The 16,831-nt window shown below is 67.5% G+C and carries 12 protein-coding genes and 1 tRNA gene; 6 read left to right on the plus strand and 7 right to left on the minus strand.

Annotation, left to right across the window (positions count from 1 at the left end; genetic code table 11):
* The first annotated feature begins 116 nt into the window (after positions 1-116).
* From A7X12_RS07590 to A7X12_RS07615, 6 genes are all read left to right on the plus strand, one after another.
* Positions 117-1,793, plus strand: a complete 1,677-nt coding sequence (locus A7X12_RS07590) for a methyl-accepting chemotaxis protein (protein WP_064311138.1) — start codon at positions 117-119, stop codon at positions 1,791-1,793.
* A gap of 30 nt (positions 1,794-1,823) precedes the next feature.
* Positions 1,824-3,620: a methyl-accepting chemotaxis protein gene (locus tag A7X12_RS07595; RefSeq protein ID WP_064311067.1), complete on the plus strand. Its 1,797-nt coding sequence runs from the start codon at positions 1,824-1,826 to the stop codon at positions 3,618-3,620.
* Positions 3,617-4,096, plus strand: coding sequence for a chemotaxis protein CheW (locus tag A7X12_RS07600; protein WP_064311068.1), 480 nt, complete (start codon positions 3,617-3,619; stop codon positions 4,094-4,096). The genes A7X12_RS07595 and A7X12_RS07600 overlap by 4 nt, the downstream gene beginning before the upstream one ends.
* 68 nt (positions 4,097-4,164) lie before the next feature.
* Positions 4,165-4,980 carry a CheR family methyltransferase gene (locus A7X12_RS07605; RefSeq protein ID WP_064311069.1) on the plus strand — a complete coding sequence of 272 codons (816 nt, stop codon included), beginning with the start codon at positions 4,165-4,167 and terminating at the stop codon, positions 4,978-4,980.
* Positions 4,980-6,062: a protein-glutamate methylesterase/protein-glutamine glutaminase gene (locus A7X12_RS07610; protein WP_064311070.1), complete on the plus strand. Its 1,083-nt coding sequence runs from the start codon at positions 4,980-4,982 to the stop codon at positions 6,060-6,062. The genes A7X12_RS07605 and A7X12_RS07610 overlap by 1 nt, the downstream gene beginning before the upstream one ends.
* 21 nt (positions 6,063-6,083) lie before the next feature.
* Positions 6,084-7,799, plus strand: coding sequence for a hypothetical protein (locus A7X12_RS07615; protein WP_064311071.1), 1,716 nt, complete (start codon positions 6,084-6,086; stop codon positions 7,797-7,799).
* A 174-nt stretch (positions 7,800-7,973) separates the two neighbouring features.
* Here the strand turns inward: A7X12_RS07615 and A7X12_RS07620 are convergent.
* The 7 genes from A7X12_RS07620 to A7X12_RS07650 all read right to left on the minus strand — a co-directional run bounded on the left by A7X12_RS07620 (position 7,974) and on the right by A7X12_RS07650 (position 16,728).
* Positions 7,974-8,050 (minus strand) — tRNA-Arg (locus A7X12_RS07620).
* Between the two features lie 63 nt (positions 8,051-8,113).
* Positions 8,114-8,530 carry a hypothetical protein gene (locus tag A7X12_RS07625; protein ID WP_064311072.1) on the minus strand — a complete coding sequence of 139 codons (417 nt, stop codon included), beginning with the start codon at positions 8,528-8,530 and terminating at the stop codon, positions 8,114-8,116.
* Between the two features lie 4 nt (positions 8,531-8,534).
* The gene (gene pheT, locus A7X12_RS07630; RefSeq protein WP_064311073.1) at positions 8,535-10,958 is read right to left on the minus strand and encodes a phenylalanine--tRNA ligase subunit beta; all 2,424 of its coding nucleotides are present in this window, start codon (positions 10,956-10,958) and stop codon (positions 8,535-8,537) included.
* A complete protein-coding gene (gene pheS / locus A7X12_RS07635) occupies positions 10,955-12,040 on the minus strand; it encodes a phenylalanine--tRNA ligase subunit alpha (protein WP_064311074.1) in 1,086 nt (361 codons plus the stop codon). The genes pheT and pheS overlap by 4 nt, the downstream gene beginning before the upstream one ends.
* A gap of 121 nt (positions 12,041-12,161) precedes the next feature.
* On the minus strand, positions 12,162-13,946 hold the full coding sequence (locus A7X12_RS07640) for an AMP-dependent synthetase/ligase (RefSeq protein ID WP_064311075.1): 1,785 nt from the start codon (positions 13,944-13,946) through the stop codon (positions 12,162-12,164).
* Positions 13,947-13,992: 46 nt separating this feature from the next.
* Positions 13,993-15,711, minus strand: a complete 1,719-nt coding sequence (gene ggt / locus A7X12_RS07645; protein ID WP_198161961.1) for a gamma-glutamyltransferase — start codon at positions 15,709-15,711, stop codon at positions 13,993-13,995.
* A gap of 39 nt (positions 15,712-15,750) precedes the next feature.
* Positions 15,751-16,728, minus strand: coding sequence for a quinone-dependent dihydroorotate dehydrogenase (locus tag A7X12_RS07650; RefSeq protein ID WP_157105529.1), 978 nt, complete (start codon positions 16,726-16,728; stop codon positions 15,751-15,753).
* Positions 16,729-16,831: the final 103 nt, after the last annotated feature.

A 16,831-nucleotide genomic window follows, 5' to 3' on the forward strand; every position in this document is an offset into this window, starting at 1 on the left:
CGCCGCGCACCTCGGCGATGGCGTCGCCATCGCGGCCGCCGCGTGACCCACCCCCTCCACTCCCCCCACGCACGGCCGCCGTCGCCGGTGCGTCTCCGTATCGAGGAACGATGACCATGCGTGCCACCATCAAATTGAAACTCGGTTTAACCTTCGGCGTGCTCGTCGCGCTGCTCCTTGCCGTGGTCGGCGTGGCGAGCACACGGCTCGGCGCCCTGAACCAGGCCACCACGGACGTGATCCACGGCCCTGCCCAGCGCCTAGAACTGGCCCAGACGATCGAGACGAAACTGAGCTTCGTGATCCGCCAGGAGAAGAATCTGGCGATGTCGAACGACGACGAGCAGATGCGCAAGTTCGATGCGGACCTGATGAAGGCGCGTGGCGAGCTGCAGCAGCTGATCGCCAAGGGGGTGTCCGGTGCCACCGAACAGGGCCGGCCGCTCTGGTCCCAGCTCGAAGCCAAGTTCGACGAGTTCGTGCCGGTCAACGACCAGGTGCGTTCGCTCGGCCTGGCGAACAAGAATGTCGAGGCCGCAGCACTGTCGATGGGCAAGTCGCGCGACCTGGCGCAGGCGATGAGCCAGGCGGTGGCGCAGCTCGTCACGCTGTCGAAGCAGCAGATGGACACCGCCGAACGCGAAACCGACGTCGTCTACGCCAATGCCAATACGGCGCTCTACATCGTGTCCGGCGTCGCCTTGCTGATTGCCGTGGGCGCCGCCTGGTGGATCTCGCGGACCGTTTCCAATGGCCTGCGCCAGGTCGGTTCGGCGGTCACCGCCGTTGCCGAAGGCGATCTCAACCAGCGCCTGCAGGTGTCGAGCAACGACGAGATCAAGGATCTGGTCGAGACCGTGAACGGCATGGTCGATCGCCTGCGCGGCGTGATCTCCGATGCGACGCTGGCTTCCACCAATGTCTCGTCGGGCAGCCAGGAACTGTCGTCGAGCGCCGAGCAGGTGTCGCAGGGCGCGACCGAACAGGCCGCCGCCGCCGAACAGGCTTCCGCATCGATGGAAGAGATGGCGGCCAACATCAAGCAGAACGCCGATAATGCCGCGCAGACCGAGAAGATCGCGCGTCAGTCGGCCAAGGATGCCGAAACCAGCGGCGTCGCCGTCGACCGCGCCGTGGGTGCGATGCGCACGATCGCCGAGAAGATCGGCATCGTCCAGGAAATCGCACGCCAGACCGACCTGCTCGCCTTGAACGCCGCTGTGGAAGCAGCCCGCGCCGGCGAACATGGCCGCGGCTTCGCGGTGGTCGCCTCGGAAGTGCGCAAGCTCGCCGAGCGCAGCCAGGGCGCCGCTGCGGAGATCAGCTCGGTCTCGTCGGAAACGGTGAAGGCGGCAGCGGAAGCGGGCGAGATGCTGGGCCGCCTGGTGCCGGACATCCGCCGTACCGCCGAGCTGGTCAGCGAGATCAGCGCCGCGTGCCGCGAGCAGGACATCGGCGCCAGCCAGATCAACGAGGCGATCCAGCAGCTCGACCAGGTGACGCAGCAGAATGCCGGCGCGTCGGAGCAGATTAGCGCGACCTCCGAGGAACTCGCGGCGCAAGCCGAGGAGCTTCAGGCCAGCATCGCCTATTTCCGCGTCGATCAGCAGCAGCGCGCCCGTTCCGCACCGATCGCGGCACGTCGCCCTGCGCCGAAGCCCGCCGCCAGCCCTGCGCGTCGCCACAAGCCCAACAGCGTGGCGGACCAGCAGGCACGCGTCAGTGGCTTCGCGCTCGACCTGACCCAGGGCGGTGCCGACGAGCAGGACGCTGCCTTCGGCCACGCCGCTTAAGCCCCCTCTTCACGCACCAAGGACACATACATGCGTGCTACCATCAAGTTGAAGCTTGGAATCACCTTCGGTGTTCTGATCGTCCTGTTGCTCGCCGTGGTCGGTGTTGCCAATTCACGCCTTTCCACGCTCAATCAGGCGATCAGCGACGTGATCTCCGGGCCGGCACAGCGGCAGGAGACCGCCCAGAGCGTCAGCGGCGGGATCAGCTATATCCTGCGCCAGGAAAAGAACATGGCGCTGACCGAGGATGAGGCGCTCACCCGCAAGTTCGACGCGGAACTGATGAAGGCACGTGAGCAGGTGCAGGCACAGATCGCCAAGGGGATGGCTACCGCCAGCACCCAGGGCAAACCGCTCTGGACGCAGCTGAACACCAAGTTCACCGAGTTCGTACCGGTCAACGACCAGGTCCGCACACTGGCGCTGGCGAACAAGAACAAGGAGGCCGGGGCTATCTCGATCTCCCGTTCGCGTGAGTTGGCGACGGCGATGAGCGATCTGGCCGATCAGCTGGTCGTGATCTCCAAGCAGCAGATGGCGCAGGCCGATCAGGACACCAACGCGCTGTACGCCAGCGCCGCGACCACCTTGTGGGTCGTTGCCGGTCTTGCGCTGCTGATCGCTGTGGCGGGTGCCTTCTGGATCTCCCACATTGTTTCGCAGGGCCTGCGCCGCGTCTCCACTGCGGTCAGCGCCGTCGCGATCGGCGATCTCAGCCAGGAGATTTCGATCAACAGCAACGACGAGATCAAGGACCTGGTCGATACCGTCAACGTCATGGTCGCCAACCTCCGCGTCAGCGCGACGCTGGCCGACCGGATCGCCGACGGCGACCTGACCGTGCAGCACAAGCCGGCCTCCGACAAGGACGTGCTGGGCAACGCGCTGGTACGGATGGTCGAACGCCTGCGCGGCGTTGTTTCGGACTCGACCTTGGCCGCGACGAATGTGTCGTCGGGCAGCCAGGAACTTTCGTCCAGCTCGGAGCAGGTGTCGCAGGGCGCTACCGAGCAGGCTGCTGCAGCCGAGCAGGCATCGGCGGCGATGGAAGAGATGGCCGCCAACATCAAGCAGAACGCCGACAATGCCGCGCAAACCGAGAAGATCGCGCGCCAGTCGGCCAAGGATGCGGAAACCAGCGGTGTCGCGGTCGATCGCGCGGTAGGTGCGATGCGCACGATCGCCGAGAAGATCGGCATCGTCCAGGAAATCGCACGCCAGACCGACCTGCTCGCCCTGAACGCCGCCGTGGAAGCGGCCCGCGCCGGCGAACATGGCCGCGGCTTCGCGGTGGTCGCCTCGGAAGTGCGCAAGCTTGCCGAGCGCAGCCAGGGCGCCGCTGCCGAGATCAGCTCGGTGTCCACCGAAACGGTAAAGGCGGCGGCCGAAGCGGGCGACATGCTGCAGAAGCTGGTGCCCGACATCCGCCGTACCGCCGAGCTGGTCAGCGAGATCAGCGCCGCCTGCCGCGAGCAGGACATCGGCGCCGCGCAGATCAACGAGGCGATCCAGCAGCTCGACCAGGTGACGCAGCAGAATGCCGGCGCATCGGAGCAGATCAGTGCGACCTCCGAGGAACTCGCGGCGCAGGCCGAGGAGCTCCAGGCCAGCATCTCCTATTTCAAGGTCGATGCCGTGCGCGGTGCCGCGCCGCGTGCCGCCGCTCCCGCACGCCGCCCCGCAGCCAAGCCGGCCGCCAAGGCCGCGCCCCGACCCAAGCCGAACAGCGTCGCCGACCAGCAGGCCCGCGTCGCCGGCTTCGCGCTCGATCTGACGCCCGGCGGCCCGGACGATCGCGACGAAGCTTTCGGAGCGGCGGCATGAGCGACGCGGCGGAACTTCAGCTCGTCACCTTCGGGCTGGGCGCGGAAGTCTTCGCCGTGTCCGTTTCGCTGGTGCGCGAAATCCTCGACTATCGCGAGACTTTCCGCATCCCCAACGGGCCCGGTTATCTGCTCGGCCTGACCGACATGCGCGGTCAGGGCGTGCCGACGATCGACTTCCGGCAGCGGCTCGGCCTCTCACCGTTCGAGCCGACGCCGGCCACCCGCATCCTGGTGGTCGACGTGCCGGTAGCCGATCGGGTGCTGATGCTCGGCCTGGTGGTGGACCGTGTGCTGGAGGTGTGCAGCGTCACCACCGACCAGCTCGACGCGGCGCCGGACATCGGCGTGCGCTGGTCTTCGGATTATATCGAGGGCGTTATTAAGCGGTCCGAAGGATTCGTCGTGCTAGTGAACATGGCGAAGATTTTCTCCACCGAAGAAGCGCAGGTGCTCGTCACCCGCGCTGCCGCCTGAGCGTCACGGAGCAGCCCTTGTCCGCAGCACTAGCGCTGGATCCGTCGACCCCCTCCGGGCTCGATTCCATGAGCAAGCGCAATTTCGCACAGCTCGCCGCCTATATCTACGAGGTCTCGGGCATCAAGATGCCCGAGACCAAGAAGACGATGCTGGAAGGTCGGCTTCGTCGTCGCCTGCGGGCGATCGGCGTCGATACGCTCGACCGCTATTGCGAATATGTGTTCAGCGGGGATCATCTCGCGACCGAAGGGTTGCACCTGATCAACGCGGTGACCACCAACAAGACCGACTTCTTCCGCGAGCCGGCGCATTTCGACCATCTTGTCGATCGCGTGCTGCCCGAGCTGACCGGACGCGGTGTGCGCAGCGTGCGGGCCTGGAGCGCCGCCTGCTCGACCGGGCCGGAGCCCTACACGCTTGCCATGGTGCTCGACGATTACGCCGACCGGACCGGCGGGCCCGATTACGGGATCCTCGCCACCGACCTGGATACCGAAGTGCTGGCGGCAGCCCGGGCCGGCATCTATCCGGCGGAACTCGTCGATCCGGTGCCTTCGGCGCTGCGCCGCAAATATGTGATGGTCTCGAACGATCCGGCCCGGCGCGAGGTGCGGATGGTACCGCGCCTGCGCAGCGCGATCGGCTTCGGACGCCTGAACCTGATGGACGACCGGTATCCGGTGGGCGAGGCCATGCACCTCATCTTCTGCCGCAACGTGTTGATCTATTTCGATAAGGCTACACAGAAGAAGGTCGTGTCGCAGCTCTACGATTGCCTTGCGCCGGGCGGCTACCTGTTCCTCGGCCACTCGGAATCGATCACCGGCCTGGGGCTGCCGCTCGAACAGGTCGCCAACACCGTCTTCCGGCGAGGCATGTGATGCCCAACAAGATCCGCGTCCTGATCGTCGACGATTCAGCCAGTGTGCGCCAGACCCTTACCGCGATCCTGGAGGAAGACCCCTCGATCGAAGTGATGGGCACCGCCGCCGATCCGTTCAGCGCCGCCCGGCGCATCCAGGAACAGGTGCCCGATGTCATCACGCTGGACGTGGAGATGCCGCGCATGGACGGCATCACCTTCCTCCGAAAACTGATGCAGCAATGCCCGGTGCCGGTGGTGATGTGCTCGTCGCTCACCGAAAGCGGGTCGGAAACGCTGCTCCAGGCGATGGAAGCCGGCGCGGTGGACGTGATCCTGAAACCGCGTGTCGGCGTGGCCGATCACCTCGCCGAGCATCATCTCCAGATCCGCGACGTGGTGAAGGCGGCGGCGCGCGCCAAGATCGGGGGACGGCCCGGCAAGGCGGTGCGGGCGCCCGAGGGTCCGGCCAAGAAGCTGACCGCCGATGCGGTGCTGCCGCCGCCGAGCGGCAAGCCGATGAGCCGCACCACCGAGATGGTGGTGTGCATGGGGGCTTCCACCGGCGGGACCGAGGCGCTGCGCGAGGTGCTCGAAGCGCTGCCTGCCAACAGCCCCGGCATCGTCATCGTGCAGCACATGCCCGAACATTTTACGCGCGCCTTCGCGCAGCGGCTCAACGGGCTGTGCGAAGTCGATGTGAAGGAAGCCGAGGACGGCGATCCGGTGCTGCGCGGCCATGTCCTGATCGCCCCGGGCGGCAAGCACACCATGCTGGAGCGGCAGGGTGCGCGCTATCATGTCTCCGTGCGCGACGGACCGCTGGTGTCGCGGCATCGCCCTTCGGTCGACGTGCTGTTCCGTTCGGCGGCACGCGCGGCGGGATCGAATGCGGTCGGCATCATCATGACCGGTATGGGTGACGATGGCGCGCGCGGGCTGCTGGAGATGCGCCAGGCCGGCGCGCGGACCTTCGCGCAGGACGAGGCGAGCTCGATCGTCTTCGGCATGCCCAAGGAGGCGATCGCCCGCGACGCCGCCGAGAAGGTAATCCCCCTGAGCCATATCGCCCGCGATCTGCTGGCCGCTGCCGCACGATGACCGCTTGTAAAGGAGACGGCCATGTACGCCGCACCCATTCCTGAACCCAATCCGGAATCCGAACTCTCGCTTGCCGAGATCGAGGCGACGATCAGCCAGGTCGCGAGCCAGCTCGACGCGCGGTTCGTGTCGGCCGGCGAGGCGCTGGCCCAGGCCTATGCGATCGTCGAGCGGCTGGTGGGCGCGCTCGAAGGCGTCACCAACGCGCTCGGCCGCGATGCGGCGGAGGCGGCGGTCGACAACATGCGGGCGACGGCGGATCGGCTGGAGCGGCTTCCCGCGGTGCAGGCGGCGCGCCAGGCGGGGCTGGAGAGCATTGCCGGCGGCGCGCGGCCGCTCGCCAACCATATCGCGCAGGTGAAGCGCACGCTCGACTTCCTGCGTATCTGCGGACTCAACATCAAGGTCGCGGCGGCTGGCCGCAACGGCTTTGCCGATTTCGCCGACACGATGAACGTTCGCCTGGACGTCGGCGAGGTCGAAATCGCGGGGATTGGCATCGAGATCGAGCAGCTGACCGCGAGTATCCCGGCGCTGATCGACGTCGATCGCCAGCTCGCCGCCGAATGCGCCAAGGTGATCCCGCATGTCCCGCGCAAGCTGGCGGCGGACGCCGAAGCACTCCAGCGCCACCAGGCCGCCGACGCAGCCCGTGCCGCGCGCATCGCCGCGGTCGCGCGCGAGATCCACGGCAAGGTGGCGACGGCGATCGGCGCCATGCAGGTCGGCGACAGCACCCGCCAGCGGCTGGAGCATGTCGCCAGCGGAATCCAGGCGCTGATCGCCTATCGCGACGCCGCCGATCCGGCAGACGCAATTCCGGTGGTCGGCCATATGGTCGCGCTGTTCGCCGCCCAGGCATCGGACACGATCGAGGCCTTCCAAGCCGAATCCCGACGGTTGACGGAAAGCCTGCGCGGCATCGCGCCGAGCGCGGCCCAGCTGCTGGAAATCAAGGCCGAAGGCGACCGCGAGCAGACGGGCGGGGATAACAGTGTGTTCCTCGGTGCGCTGGAAAAGAGCGTCGCCGATGTCGCGCAGGTCACCGCACGGCTGCGCGATGCGGACGCCAAGGCGCAGACGCTCGGCGGATCGACCTCGGACAGCGCGGAGCGCCTGGCCCAGCGGCTGCGAGTGGTGCACCGGGTGAACCACGACGTGCATCTGATGGCGTGGAATACCGATCTGCGCTGCCACCGGCTGGGGGACGAAGGCAAGGCGCTGGCGATGGTCGCCTCCGAAATCCGCGGTTTCGCGACCACGCTGGCGACGATTTCGGCCGAGATCCGCCAATCGGTGGAATCGCTGGTCGCCGCCGTCACGGCATTGCGCGATCCCGAGGCCGAGCATGGCGGCGACGCGGCGGAAGCGCTCACCGACTCGCTCGCCTGCATCCGCGACGGCGCCCAGCGCATGCGCGACGGCATGGCGGGGCTGACCGAAGACGCCGCCGCCGTGAACCGCATCCTGGAAACCACCACCAGCAACGTCGATTGCGAGGCGGCCTTCGGCGACAAGCTGCGTAGCGTCGTGTTGCAGCTCAAGCTGTTCGGCACGCCCTGCGGCGACGCCGAGGGGGGGGTGGAAGCGGCATTGGCAGAACTGCTGGACGGCATGGCCCGCAGCTACACCATGGCGCGGGAGCGCGAGATCCATCAGCGCTTCGCGCTGCCCGGCACGGTGTCGAACGCACCTACGGTTATGGATGACGACGATGACGATGACGGGCTCTTCTGAGCCCGGCGGAACCGGCGTCCACCAAGGGGCCTACGCCCCCTCTAGCATCTGAAGCAGTGCGTCGCGATCGCACGCGGGCGGGGCGCACTGCTGCCGATTCCCGGACCGATCGGCCGGAGGCATGCGCACTGCCACCCGTTCGGGAAAAGGCTTCCAGCGATGTCAGGAGAAAATTGGCGCGCCCGGAACGATTCGAACGTCCGACCCTCAGATTCGTAGTCTGATGCTCTATCCAGCTGAGCTACGGGCGCGCGGTGAGGTGCGGCGCCTAACCGAGGTTCGGGGGTAGCGCAAGCCCTTTTTGCGGTTGGCGATCAAGAATCGCGATACGGCAACATGTCTTCGTCGAACGAGCGCGGCTGGTTGAGCTGCCAGGCGACGCCGTCCCACTGATCTTCCTGGTCGTCATATTGGATCAGCGTGCCCTCGGGGCAGCCCAGCGCCACCAGCTCGTCGCGACAGAAGGCGCGGCCGCGTTCCAGGTCGGTCAGGTCGACGTCGAGAATGGCGCAGGCGGGCCGCCACTGCCCCGCATCGTCCAGCGTTTCGATCAGCGTACCGCCGCCGCAGGTGCCGAGCCCGGCGATGCGCAACTCGGCATCGAGGAACACGCCGAAGCGATGCTCGCGTTCGTTCGGATCCATGTCGCCGGGAAAGGCGATCGACACCGAATGCGTATCGAGCGGCTCCGCCAGAAGGGCGTCGAGCCCGGGAAGGAACCGCTCGATCATCGCATCATCCCCGCAAGGTTGCGCCAAGCTTCGCCGCCGCCGCGACGACCTTGTCGGCCACGGCCTTCAGGTCTGCGTCGGTGAAGCTCTTTTCGCCCGGTTGCAGCGTGACTTCAACCGCGAGGCTCTTCTGCCCTTCCGGCACGCCCTGACCGGTGAACACGTCGAACAGGCGCGCATCGACGATGGTCGCCTTGTCCGCACCCTTCACGGTGCGGACGAGATCCCCGGCCGCAAGCGCGGTGGGAACGAGGAAGGCAAAGTCGCGCGTCACTGCTTGCAAGGCCGGGGGCGTGAAGGCCGGGCGGGTGAAGCCGCTGGCCTTCTTGGCAGGCAGCGCGTCGAGATGAATCTCGACCGCCGCCACCGCGCCGTCGAGGTCGAATGCCTTGAGGACGGAAGGGTGCACCATGCCGAAGCTGGCCAGCACGTTCTTGGGGCCGAGCCGCAGCGTCGCGGACTGGCCGGGGTGATAGGCGGCACCAGCCTCGCCCATCACCTGCAGGTTGGCGACCGGTGCGCCGGCGGCCTCCAGCAATGCCAGCGCCTCGGCCTTCGCATCGAACGCGTCGAAGGGCTGGGCCTTGCCGGCCTGCCAGCCACGCGCGGCCTTCGATCCCGTCAGCACGACGCCGAGCGTCAGGCGCTCCTTGTCCGCCAGATAGCGGCGGCCGACCTCGAACAGGCGGACGCTGGTGGCGCCGCGCTTGAGGTTGCGCTCGGCGGCGGCCAGCAGGCCGGGCAGCAGCGAGGGCCGCATGACCTTCATGTCCTCGCTGATCGGGTTGGCGAGCGTCCAGGCGCCGCCGCCGAACACCGCGGCCTGCGACTCGGGGAGGAAGCTCCAGGTGATCGCCTCGTTCAGCCCGCGTGCGGCGGCGGTGCGGCGCATCCGGCGCTCGAGCTTCTGCTCGGGCGTGGCGGTGGGCGTCGCAACACCGGGGGTGCGCGGCAGCGGTACCGACGGCACGGTATCGATGCCGGCGATGCGGATCACTTCCTCGACGATGTCCGCCGGACCGTCGACGTCGCGGCGCCAGCTCGGCGCGGTGACGCGGAAGGCTTCGAAACCCTCGCCCAGCTCGACCGGGTCGCCATTGCTATCGAGCGGCTGCACGACGAAGCCGAGGCTTTCCAGGATCTCCACCTGCTGCTCCGCCGGCACGGCGAGGCCGCCCAGCGTCTCGGCCAGATTCGGATCATAGCCGACCACCGCGCCCACCTTGGGCGGGGTGCCGCTGCGGGTGACCTCGCTCGGGGTGCCGCCGCATAGCGCCAGCACCAGCCGCGTCGCGATCGCCAGCCCCTCGTCGAGGAATTCCGGATCGACGCCGCGCTCGAAGCGCGTGCGCGCATCGCTGGTCAGCAGCAGCTTCTGGCCGGTTCGCGCGATATGTTCGGGATCGAAATAGGCGCATTCGATCAGCACGTCGGTGGTGTCATCCGAACAGCCCGAATGCTCGCCGCCCATGATGCCGCCGATGTCGTGCACCGCCGCATCGTCGGCGATCACGGTCATCGTGTCGGTGAGCGTGTAGCTCTTGCCGTTCAGCGCCAGCACGGTCTCGCCGTCCTTCGCCTTGCGCGCGACCAGCCCGCCGGAGAGCTTCGCCATGTCATAGACGTGGAGCGGGCGGCCGAGTCCGAACATCACGAAGTTGGTGATGTCGACCAGCGTCGAGATGGGCTTCTGCCCCACCGCCTTGAGGCGCTGCTGGAGCCAGCCCGGCGACGGACCGTTCTTCACGCCGCGCACGACCTGGCCGTAAAAGGCCGGGCAGCCCGCCGCATCTTCGGTGCGCACATCGGGGCCTGCGCCCTGCGGCACGATCGCGGGAAGCCCCGCGACCACCGCATCGAGCGGCTTGAGCGTACCAAGGCCCGCCGCCGCCAGATCGCGCGCGATGCCGCGTACGCCCATGCAATCCTGGCGGTTCGGTGTGATCGACACGTCGATCACCGGATCGTCGAGGCCGGCATAGTCGGCAAAGGCCTTGCCCACCGGCGCATCGGCGGGCAGCTCGATGATGCCGTCATGGTCCTCGCCGAGCTCCAGCTCGCGGGTCGAGCACATCATGCCGTTCGATTCGATGCCGCGCACCGCCGCGACCTTGAGCGTCATGCCGTTGGCCGGCACCACCGCGCCGGGCAGCCCCAACACGCCGACCAGCCCCGCACGCGCGTTCGGCGCGCCGCACACGACCTGCAGCGGGCCTTCGCCGAAATCGACGCTGAGGACCTGCAGCTTGTCCGCCTGCGGATGGCGCTCGGCGGTCAGCACGCGCGCCACGCGGAAGCCGGCCAATCGCTCGGCGGGGTTCTCGACACCCTCGACCTCGAGGCCGACACGGGTCAGCGCCTCGAGGATCTCGGTCAGCGAGGCCTCGGTCTCCAGATGCTCCTTGAGCCAAGAGAGGGTGAACTTCATGCGCCGACTCCCCCGCTCAGCGTGGGCACGTCGAGGGCCGAGAAGCCGTAATGCTTGAGCCAGCGCAGATCGCCGTCGAAGAAGGGGCGCAAGTCGTCCATCCCATATTTGAGCATCGCCAGCCGGTCGACGCCGGTGCCGAAGGCGAAGCCCTGCCATTCGTCCGGATCGAGCCCGCAGGCCTCGATCACCCGCCGGTGCACCATGCCGCTGCCCAGCACTTCCATCCAGCCGCCGCCGGGCGCGTCGCCGCTGCCGCCGATCACGCGCTTGCCGTCCTTCCAGGTAAAGCCGACATCGACTTCGGCCGAAGGCTCGGTGAAGGGGAAATAGCTGGGGCGCAGGCGCAGCACGATGTCGTCGCGCTCGAAGAACGCCTTGAGGAACGTCTCCAGCGTCCATTTCAGGTGGCCGAGCGTGATGCCCTTGTCGATCACCAGCCCTTCGATCTGATGGAACATCGGCGTGTGCGTCGCATCCGAATCCGAACGATAGACGCGGCCCGGCGCGATGATGCGGATCGGCGGTTTCTGGCTCGTCATCGTGCGGATCTGCACGGGGCTGGTGTGGGTGCGCAGCACCATCGGCCGCTCGTGCTCGCCGGCGATGTAGAAGGTGTCGTGCATCGCGCGCGCCGGATGCGTCTCCGGAATGTTGAGCGCGGTGAAATTGTGCCAGTCGTCCTCGACCTCGGGGCCGGTGGCGACCGCGAAGCCCAGATCGGCGAAGATCTCGGCCAGCTCGTCCATCACCTGGCTGACCGGGTGGACCGAGCCGGGCGCGACGCCGTCGACCGGCAGCGTCATGTCCACCGTCTCGCTGGCGAGGCGGGCGTCGAGCGCGGCCTGCTCCAGCGCCGCCTTGGCGGTCGCAAGCGCTTCCGTGACGGCCTCGCGCCGGGCGTGGATCGCGGGGGCGACGGTCTGCCGCTCTTCCGGGCTCAGCTTGCCCAGCGTTTTCAGCTCGGCGGTGATGACACCCGCCTTGCCGAGCATCTCGACACGGATCTCCTCCAGCCCGGCGAGCGTGTCGCACTGCCGGATACGGTCCAGGATCGCTTCTTGCGGGTCCAGCTCAGCCACTATGCACTCCGTCGTCCCCGCAGGGGCGGGGATCCAAAATTTCGTTCGGTCGTGCTGGCTGGAACCCTAGTCCGGTCGCGAGGTCAACCCCAGTGGGGGCAGACCGCGCGATCGGGGCGTATCAATACAGCGCGTCGAGCCGCTCCGCATACACTGCCTTCAGCACGTGGCGGCGGATCTTCATGCTGGGCGTCAGCTGCTCGTTCTCGATCGTGAACGCCTGGTCGGCGAGGATGAACTTGCGCACCCGCTCGATCACCGAAAGGTCGCGATTCACCCGCTCCACCGCCGCCCCGATCGTCGCCTTGAAATCGGCATCGCGCGAGAGGTCGCGGAACTTGCAGGGCGTCGCGGTCTTCGCACAGAATTCCTGCACCCATTCGGGATCGGGCACGATCACGGCGGTCATATAGGGGCGCTTGTCGCCATAGAGCATTGCCTGCAGGATTTCCGGCTGCAGCGTCAGCATGCCCTCGATCTTCTGGGGCGAGACATTGTCGCCCTTGTCGTTGACGATGATGTCCTTCTTGCGATCGGTGATCTTGATGCGGCCCTGATCGTCGATCACGCCGATGTCGCCGGTATGAAGCCAGCCATTTTTCAGCACGCGCTCGGTTTCGGCCTCGTTGCGCCAATAGCCGTGCATCACCAGCTCACCGCGCACCAGGATCTCGCCGTCCTCGGCGATCTGGACCTCGACGCCTTCAAGCGGCGGCCCCACCGTGTCCATCTTCAGCCCGGCCTTGGGCCGATTGCACGAGATGACCGGGGCGGCCTCGGTCTGGCCATAGCCCTGCAGGAAGGTAAGGCCGAGCGATTCGAAGAAAGTGCCGACTTCCGGATTGAGCGGCGCGCCGCCGGAGACCAGCGCCTTGATCCGCCCGCCGAAGCGCTTGGCTAGCTTTGGACGCAGCGTCGCATTGAGCAGCAGGTTCATCGGCGCGTCGCGCAGCCCGGAGGCGCCGGCCGCCTTGCGGCTGCCGATCGCAACGGCCTTTTCCAGCAGGAAAGTCGCGAAATTGCCCTGTTTTTCCACCTGCTTGGTGATGCGGGTGCGCAGCACCTCGAACAGGCGCGGCACGACGACCATGATAGTCGGGCGTACTTCCTCGATGTTGGAAGCGAGCTTCTCCAGCCCCTCAGCATAATAGATCTGCCCGCCCAGCGCGATCGGGAAGAACTGGCCGCCGGTATGCTCATAGGCGTGCGAGAGGGGCAGGAAGGAGAGAAACACCTCGTCGCTCCAGCCGAAATCCTCGGAGATGACGGTGGTGCAGCCCTGGCAGTTATGGAGGATCGCACCATGATGCTGCATCACGCCGCGCGGCGATCCGCCCGTGCCGCTGGTGTAGATGATGCAGGCCAGATCCTCGCGCTTGAACGCCACGGCCGCCGCGGTGGCGGCAGGGTCGGCCGGGTGCGCGGCGATCAGTTCGTGGAAATCGTGAAATTCCAGGCTGCCCTGTTGGGCCAGGCGGACATCGTCGATGCCGATCACGATGCGCCCCGCCGAGGAGCGCAGCATCGCCGGCAGCAGCGTCTTGGCCAGCTTGGTGTTGGAAACGATGACCGCGCAAGCGCCCGAATTCTCCAGGATATGCTGGTGATCGCGTTCGGTATTCGTGGTGTAGGTGGGTACCGTGACGCAGCCGGCCGCCATGATCGCAAGGTCGCTGATGCAGAATTCGGGGCGATTTTCGGAAACGAGCATCACCCGGTCGCCGGGTCGCAGCCCCAGCGTCTTCAGGGCGGCGGCGAGGCTCGCCACCTGTCGCGCGGCCTCGGCCCAACTGGTCGGGTGCCATTCGCCGCCGGCCTTGTGCCACAGAAAGGGGGCGTTTCCCTTCTCCGTGGCGCGGGCGAAGAACATCGCCACCAGATTATCGAAATGTTCGAGCTTGCGCATTCCTACTCCCCTGCAGGCGCCCCATCTTGTCCTTGAGCGTCCTACGTCATTCCGACGGGCGGTTGGGCTTGGCACCCACCCGCTGTATAACCGTTACCGTGCCGTCCTGATCCATCGCCACGCCTTCGCTGCGCGGATCGGCGGCGCCTACCCAGCGGCCACGCACGCGTTCGATGGCATTGGCCTTGAGGCCGAGCGGCGCGGCGCGGACATCCTCGCCCAGCGCACGCAGCGCCGGCAGCATCGCATCCAGCTGGGTCCCCTGCTCGGCGATGGCGGTCTTGCCCGGCGCATAGAGCAGCCCGAGGCCGATCGCATCCTGCGCCGGGAGCTTCCAGTCGACGACGCCGATGATCGCCTTCGCCACCTGCGCGATGATCGTCGACCCGCCCGCTGCGCCTACCGCAAGGCGTACCTTGCCGTCCGGCCCGAACACGATCGTCGGCGCCATCGAGCTGCGCGGGCGCTTGCCGCCTTCGACCCGATTGGCGGCGAGATACCCGTCCTTCACCGGCACGATGTCGAAATCGGTCAGCTGGTTGTTGAGGATCGTGCCGTCGACGGTGAGGCCCGATCCGAACGGCCCCTCCACCGTCGTCGTGACCTCCGCGACGTTACCGGTACCATCGGTCACCGCAAGGTCGGTGGTGCCGGCGACTTCCTGCACCTTGGCGAGCACGCGCTTCGGCGCGCCGGGCGGCGTGCCGGCGGCGACGCTTGGCATCGTGCTTGCCGGATTGATCAGTGCGGACCGGCGGGCGATATAGCCGCGGTCGAGCAGGCCCTTCAGCGGCACCGAGACAAAGTCCGGGTCGCCCAGGTAGAGATCGCGATCCGCATAGGCGAGGCGCGAGCTTTCGGCGAACAGATGCCAGGCCGTGGCCGACTCTTTGCCCAGCTTGCCCATGTCGAAGCGCTCGAGCTGCGCCAGGATCATCAGCACCGTGATTCCGCCCGAGGAAGGCGGTCCCATCGAACAGACCTTGTAGCCTCGATAGCGCCCGCACAGGACCGGGCGTGCCTTGGCATCATAGGCCGCAAGGTCGCCGGTGGTCATCTTCGAAGGGTTGCGGGCCGCCCCGTTGACGGTAGCGACCAGCTTCGCGGCCTGGGGCCCGACATAGAAGCTGTCCGCCCCCTGCCTCGCGATGCGTTCGAGCAGCGCCGCCTGCTCCGGATTGCGCACCGTGGTGCCGGCAGGCAGCGGCTTGCCGTCGCTGCCGAAGAACAGTGCGCGATAGGCGGGGTCGACATGGCCGGAGAACTGGGCGAGCGAGTTGTTCATCCGCGGGCTCAGCACGAAGCCGTCGCGGGCGAGGCGGATGGCCGGCGCGAACAATTGCGCCCAGGCGAGCTTGCCGGACTTCGCATGCGCCAGCGCCATCGCGCGAAGCGCACCCGGCACGCCGACGCTGCGCCCGCCCGGCACTGCCGCGAAATGGCTGAGCGGCTTGCCCCCAGCGTCATAGAACCAATGGTCGTCGGCAGCCATCGGGGCTGTCTCACGGCCGTCTACCGTCGTGGTTGCGCGGGTCTTGGCGTCGTAGAGGACGAGGAAGCTGCCGCCGCCCAGGCCCGAGCTTTGTGGCTCGACCACGCCCAGGGCGAGCATCGTCGCGATCGCGGCATCGGTGGCGTTGCCGCCGGCCCGCAGTATCTCCACGCCTGCCGCCGCGGCGCGCGGATCGGCAGCGCTTACCATGCCCTGGGCATGGGCGAGCAGCGGCGTGAACAGTAGGAGGAGCAGCGCGGCCAGGTTCTTCATGGTCCTAGGCCTAGCGCGCTTTGCCCCGGAGGCAAGCCGTCAGGCGAGCGCCCTGGCGATCGCGCGTGCCAGTCCGGGGCCGCGATAGACCAGGGCCGAATAGACCTGCACCAGCACCGCGCCGGCATCGATGCGCCGCTTCGCCTCGTCCGGGCCGTCGATGCCGCCGGCGGAAATCAACGGTACCTCCCCGCCCGAAAGCTCTCGGGCCTCGACCAGCTTGGCGCGGGCGAGCGCCTGGAGCGGCTTGCCCGACAGGCCTCCGGCTTCGCCGCCATGCGGGGAAGCGAGGGGCGGGCGCGAGATGGTGGTGTTGGAGACGATCAGCGCATCGACATGGTTGTCGATCGCCGCGCGTACCGCGCCCTCAAGCCCTGCGCGGTCGAGATCGGGCGCGACCTTCAGAAACAGCGGCGTCTTCCCCCGCGCGGCGTCCGCGGCTGCCAGCAGTTCGTCAAGTGCGGGGCGGGATTGCAGATCGCGCAGCCCCGGCGTGTTGGGCGAGCTGACGTTGATCGTGATATAGTCCGCATGCGGGGCCGCCTTGGTCACGCCCAGCGCATAATCGGCGACGCGATCCGTCGAATCCTTGTTGGCGCCGACATTGATGCCGAGCATTCCGGGCCGCTTCTTCAGCCGTGCGATGCGTGCCAGCGCCGCGTCGATGCCGCCATTGTTGAAGCCCATGCGGTTGATTACCGCTTCGTCTTCCACCAACCGGAACAGGCGGGGGCGGGGATTGCCCGGCTGTGGCCGCGGCGTCAGCGTGCCGACCTCCACGGCGCCAAAGCCCAGCGCGAACAGTCCGGCGATCGCTTCGGCATCCTTGTCCAGGCCGGCAGCAAGACCAACCCGATTCGGGAATGTCAGGCCCGCCAAGGTGACCGGCGTCGCCGATTCGGGACCGCTGCCCAGCGGCGTGCCGGCGCTTCCCCACAGCGCCAGCGCCCGAATCGCGGCGCGATGCGCCTGCTCCGCATCGAGCGCGTAGACCAGGTCGAGAAGAATATTGCCCATGGCACCGCTCATGCATCGCAAGGCAAACGTCGTCAAAGGCTGGGATGTCGAATCCGTACAATACCGGGCCTCCCGAATCGGGTAGAGCATCCCTGCGACCCGA

Source organism: Sphingomonas sp. TDK1, assembly GCF_001650735.1.
In the GTDB taxonomy this organism is placed as follows: domain Bacteria; phylum Pseudomonadota; class Alphaproteobacteria; order Sphingomonadales; family Sphingomonadaceae; genus Sphingomonas.

Excerpts from the sequence above, each read along its gene's own strand:
- A7X12_RS07650 (WP_157105529.1), bottom strand. The coding sequence starts at position 16,728 with ATGGGCAATATTCTTCTCGACCTGGTCTACGCGCTCGATGCGGAGCAG.
- A7X12_RS07610 (WP_064311070.1), top strand. The coding sequence starts at position 4,980 with ATGCCCAACAAGATCCGCGTCCTGATCGTCGACGATTCAGCCAGTGTG.
- A7X12_RS07625 (WP_064311072.1), bottom strand. The coding sequence starts at position 8,530 with ATGATCGAGCGGTTCCTTCCCGGGCTCGACGCCCTTCTGGCGGAGCCG.
- A7X12_RS07600 (WP_064311068.1), top strand. The coding sequence starts at position 3,617 with ATGAGCGACGCGGCGGAACTTCAGCTCGTCACCTTCGGGCTGGGCGCG.
- ggt (WP_198161961.1), bottom strand. The coding sequence starts at position 15,711 with ATGAAGAACCTGGCCGCGCTGCTCCTCCTACTGTTCACGCCGCTGCTC.
- A7X12_RS07605 (WP_064311069.1), top strand. The coding sequence starts at position 4,165 with ATGAGCAAGCGCAATTTCGCACAGCTCGCCGCCTATATCTACGAGGTC.
- A7X12_RS07595 (WP_064311067.1), top strand. The coding sequence starts at position 1,824 with ATGCGTGCTACCATCAAGTTGAAGCTTGGAATCACCTTCGGTGTTCTG.
- A7X12_RS07615 (WP_064311071.1), top strand. The coding sequence starts at position 6,084 with ATGTACGCCGCACCCATTCCTGAACCCAATCCGGAATCCGAACTCTCG.
- A7X12_RS07590 (WP_064311138.1), top strand. The coding sequence starts at position 117 with ATGCGTGCCACCATCAAATTGAAACTCGGTTTAACCTTCGGCGTGCTC.
- pheT (WP_064311073.1), bottom strand. The coding sequence starts at position 10,958 with ATGAAGTTCACCCTCTCTTGGCTCAAGGAGCATCTGGAGACCGAGGCC.
- A7X12_RS07640 (WP_064311075.1), bottom strand. The coding sequence starts at position 13,946 with ATGCGCAAGCTCGAACATTTCGATAATCTGGTGGCGATGTTCTTCGCC.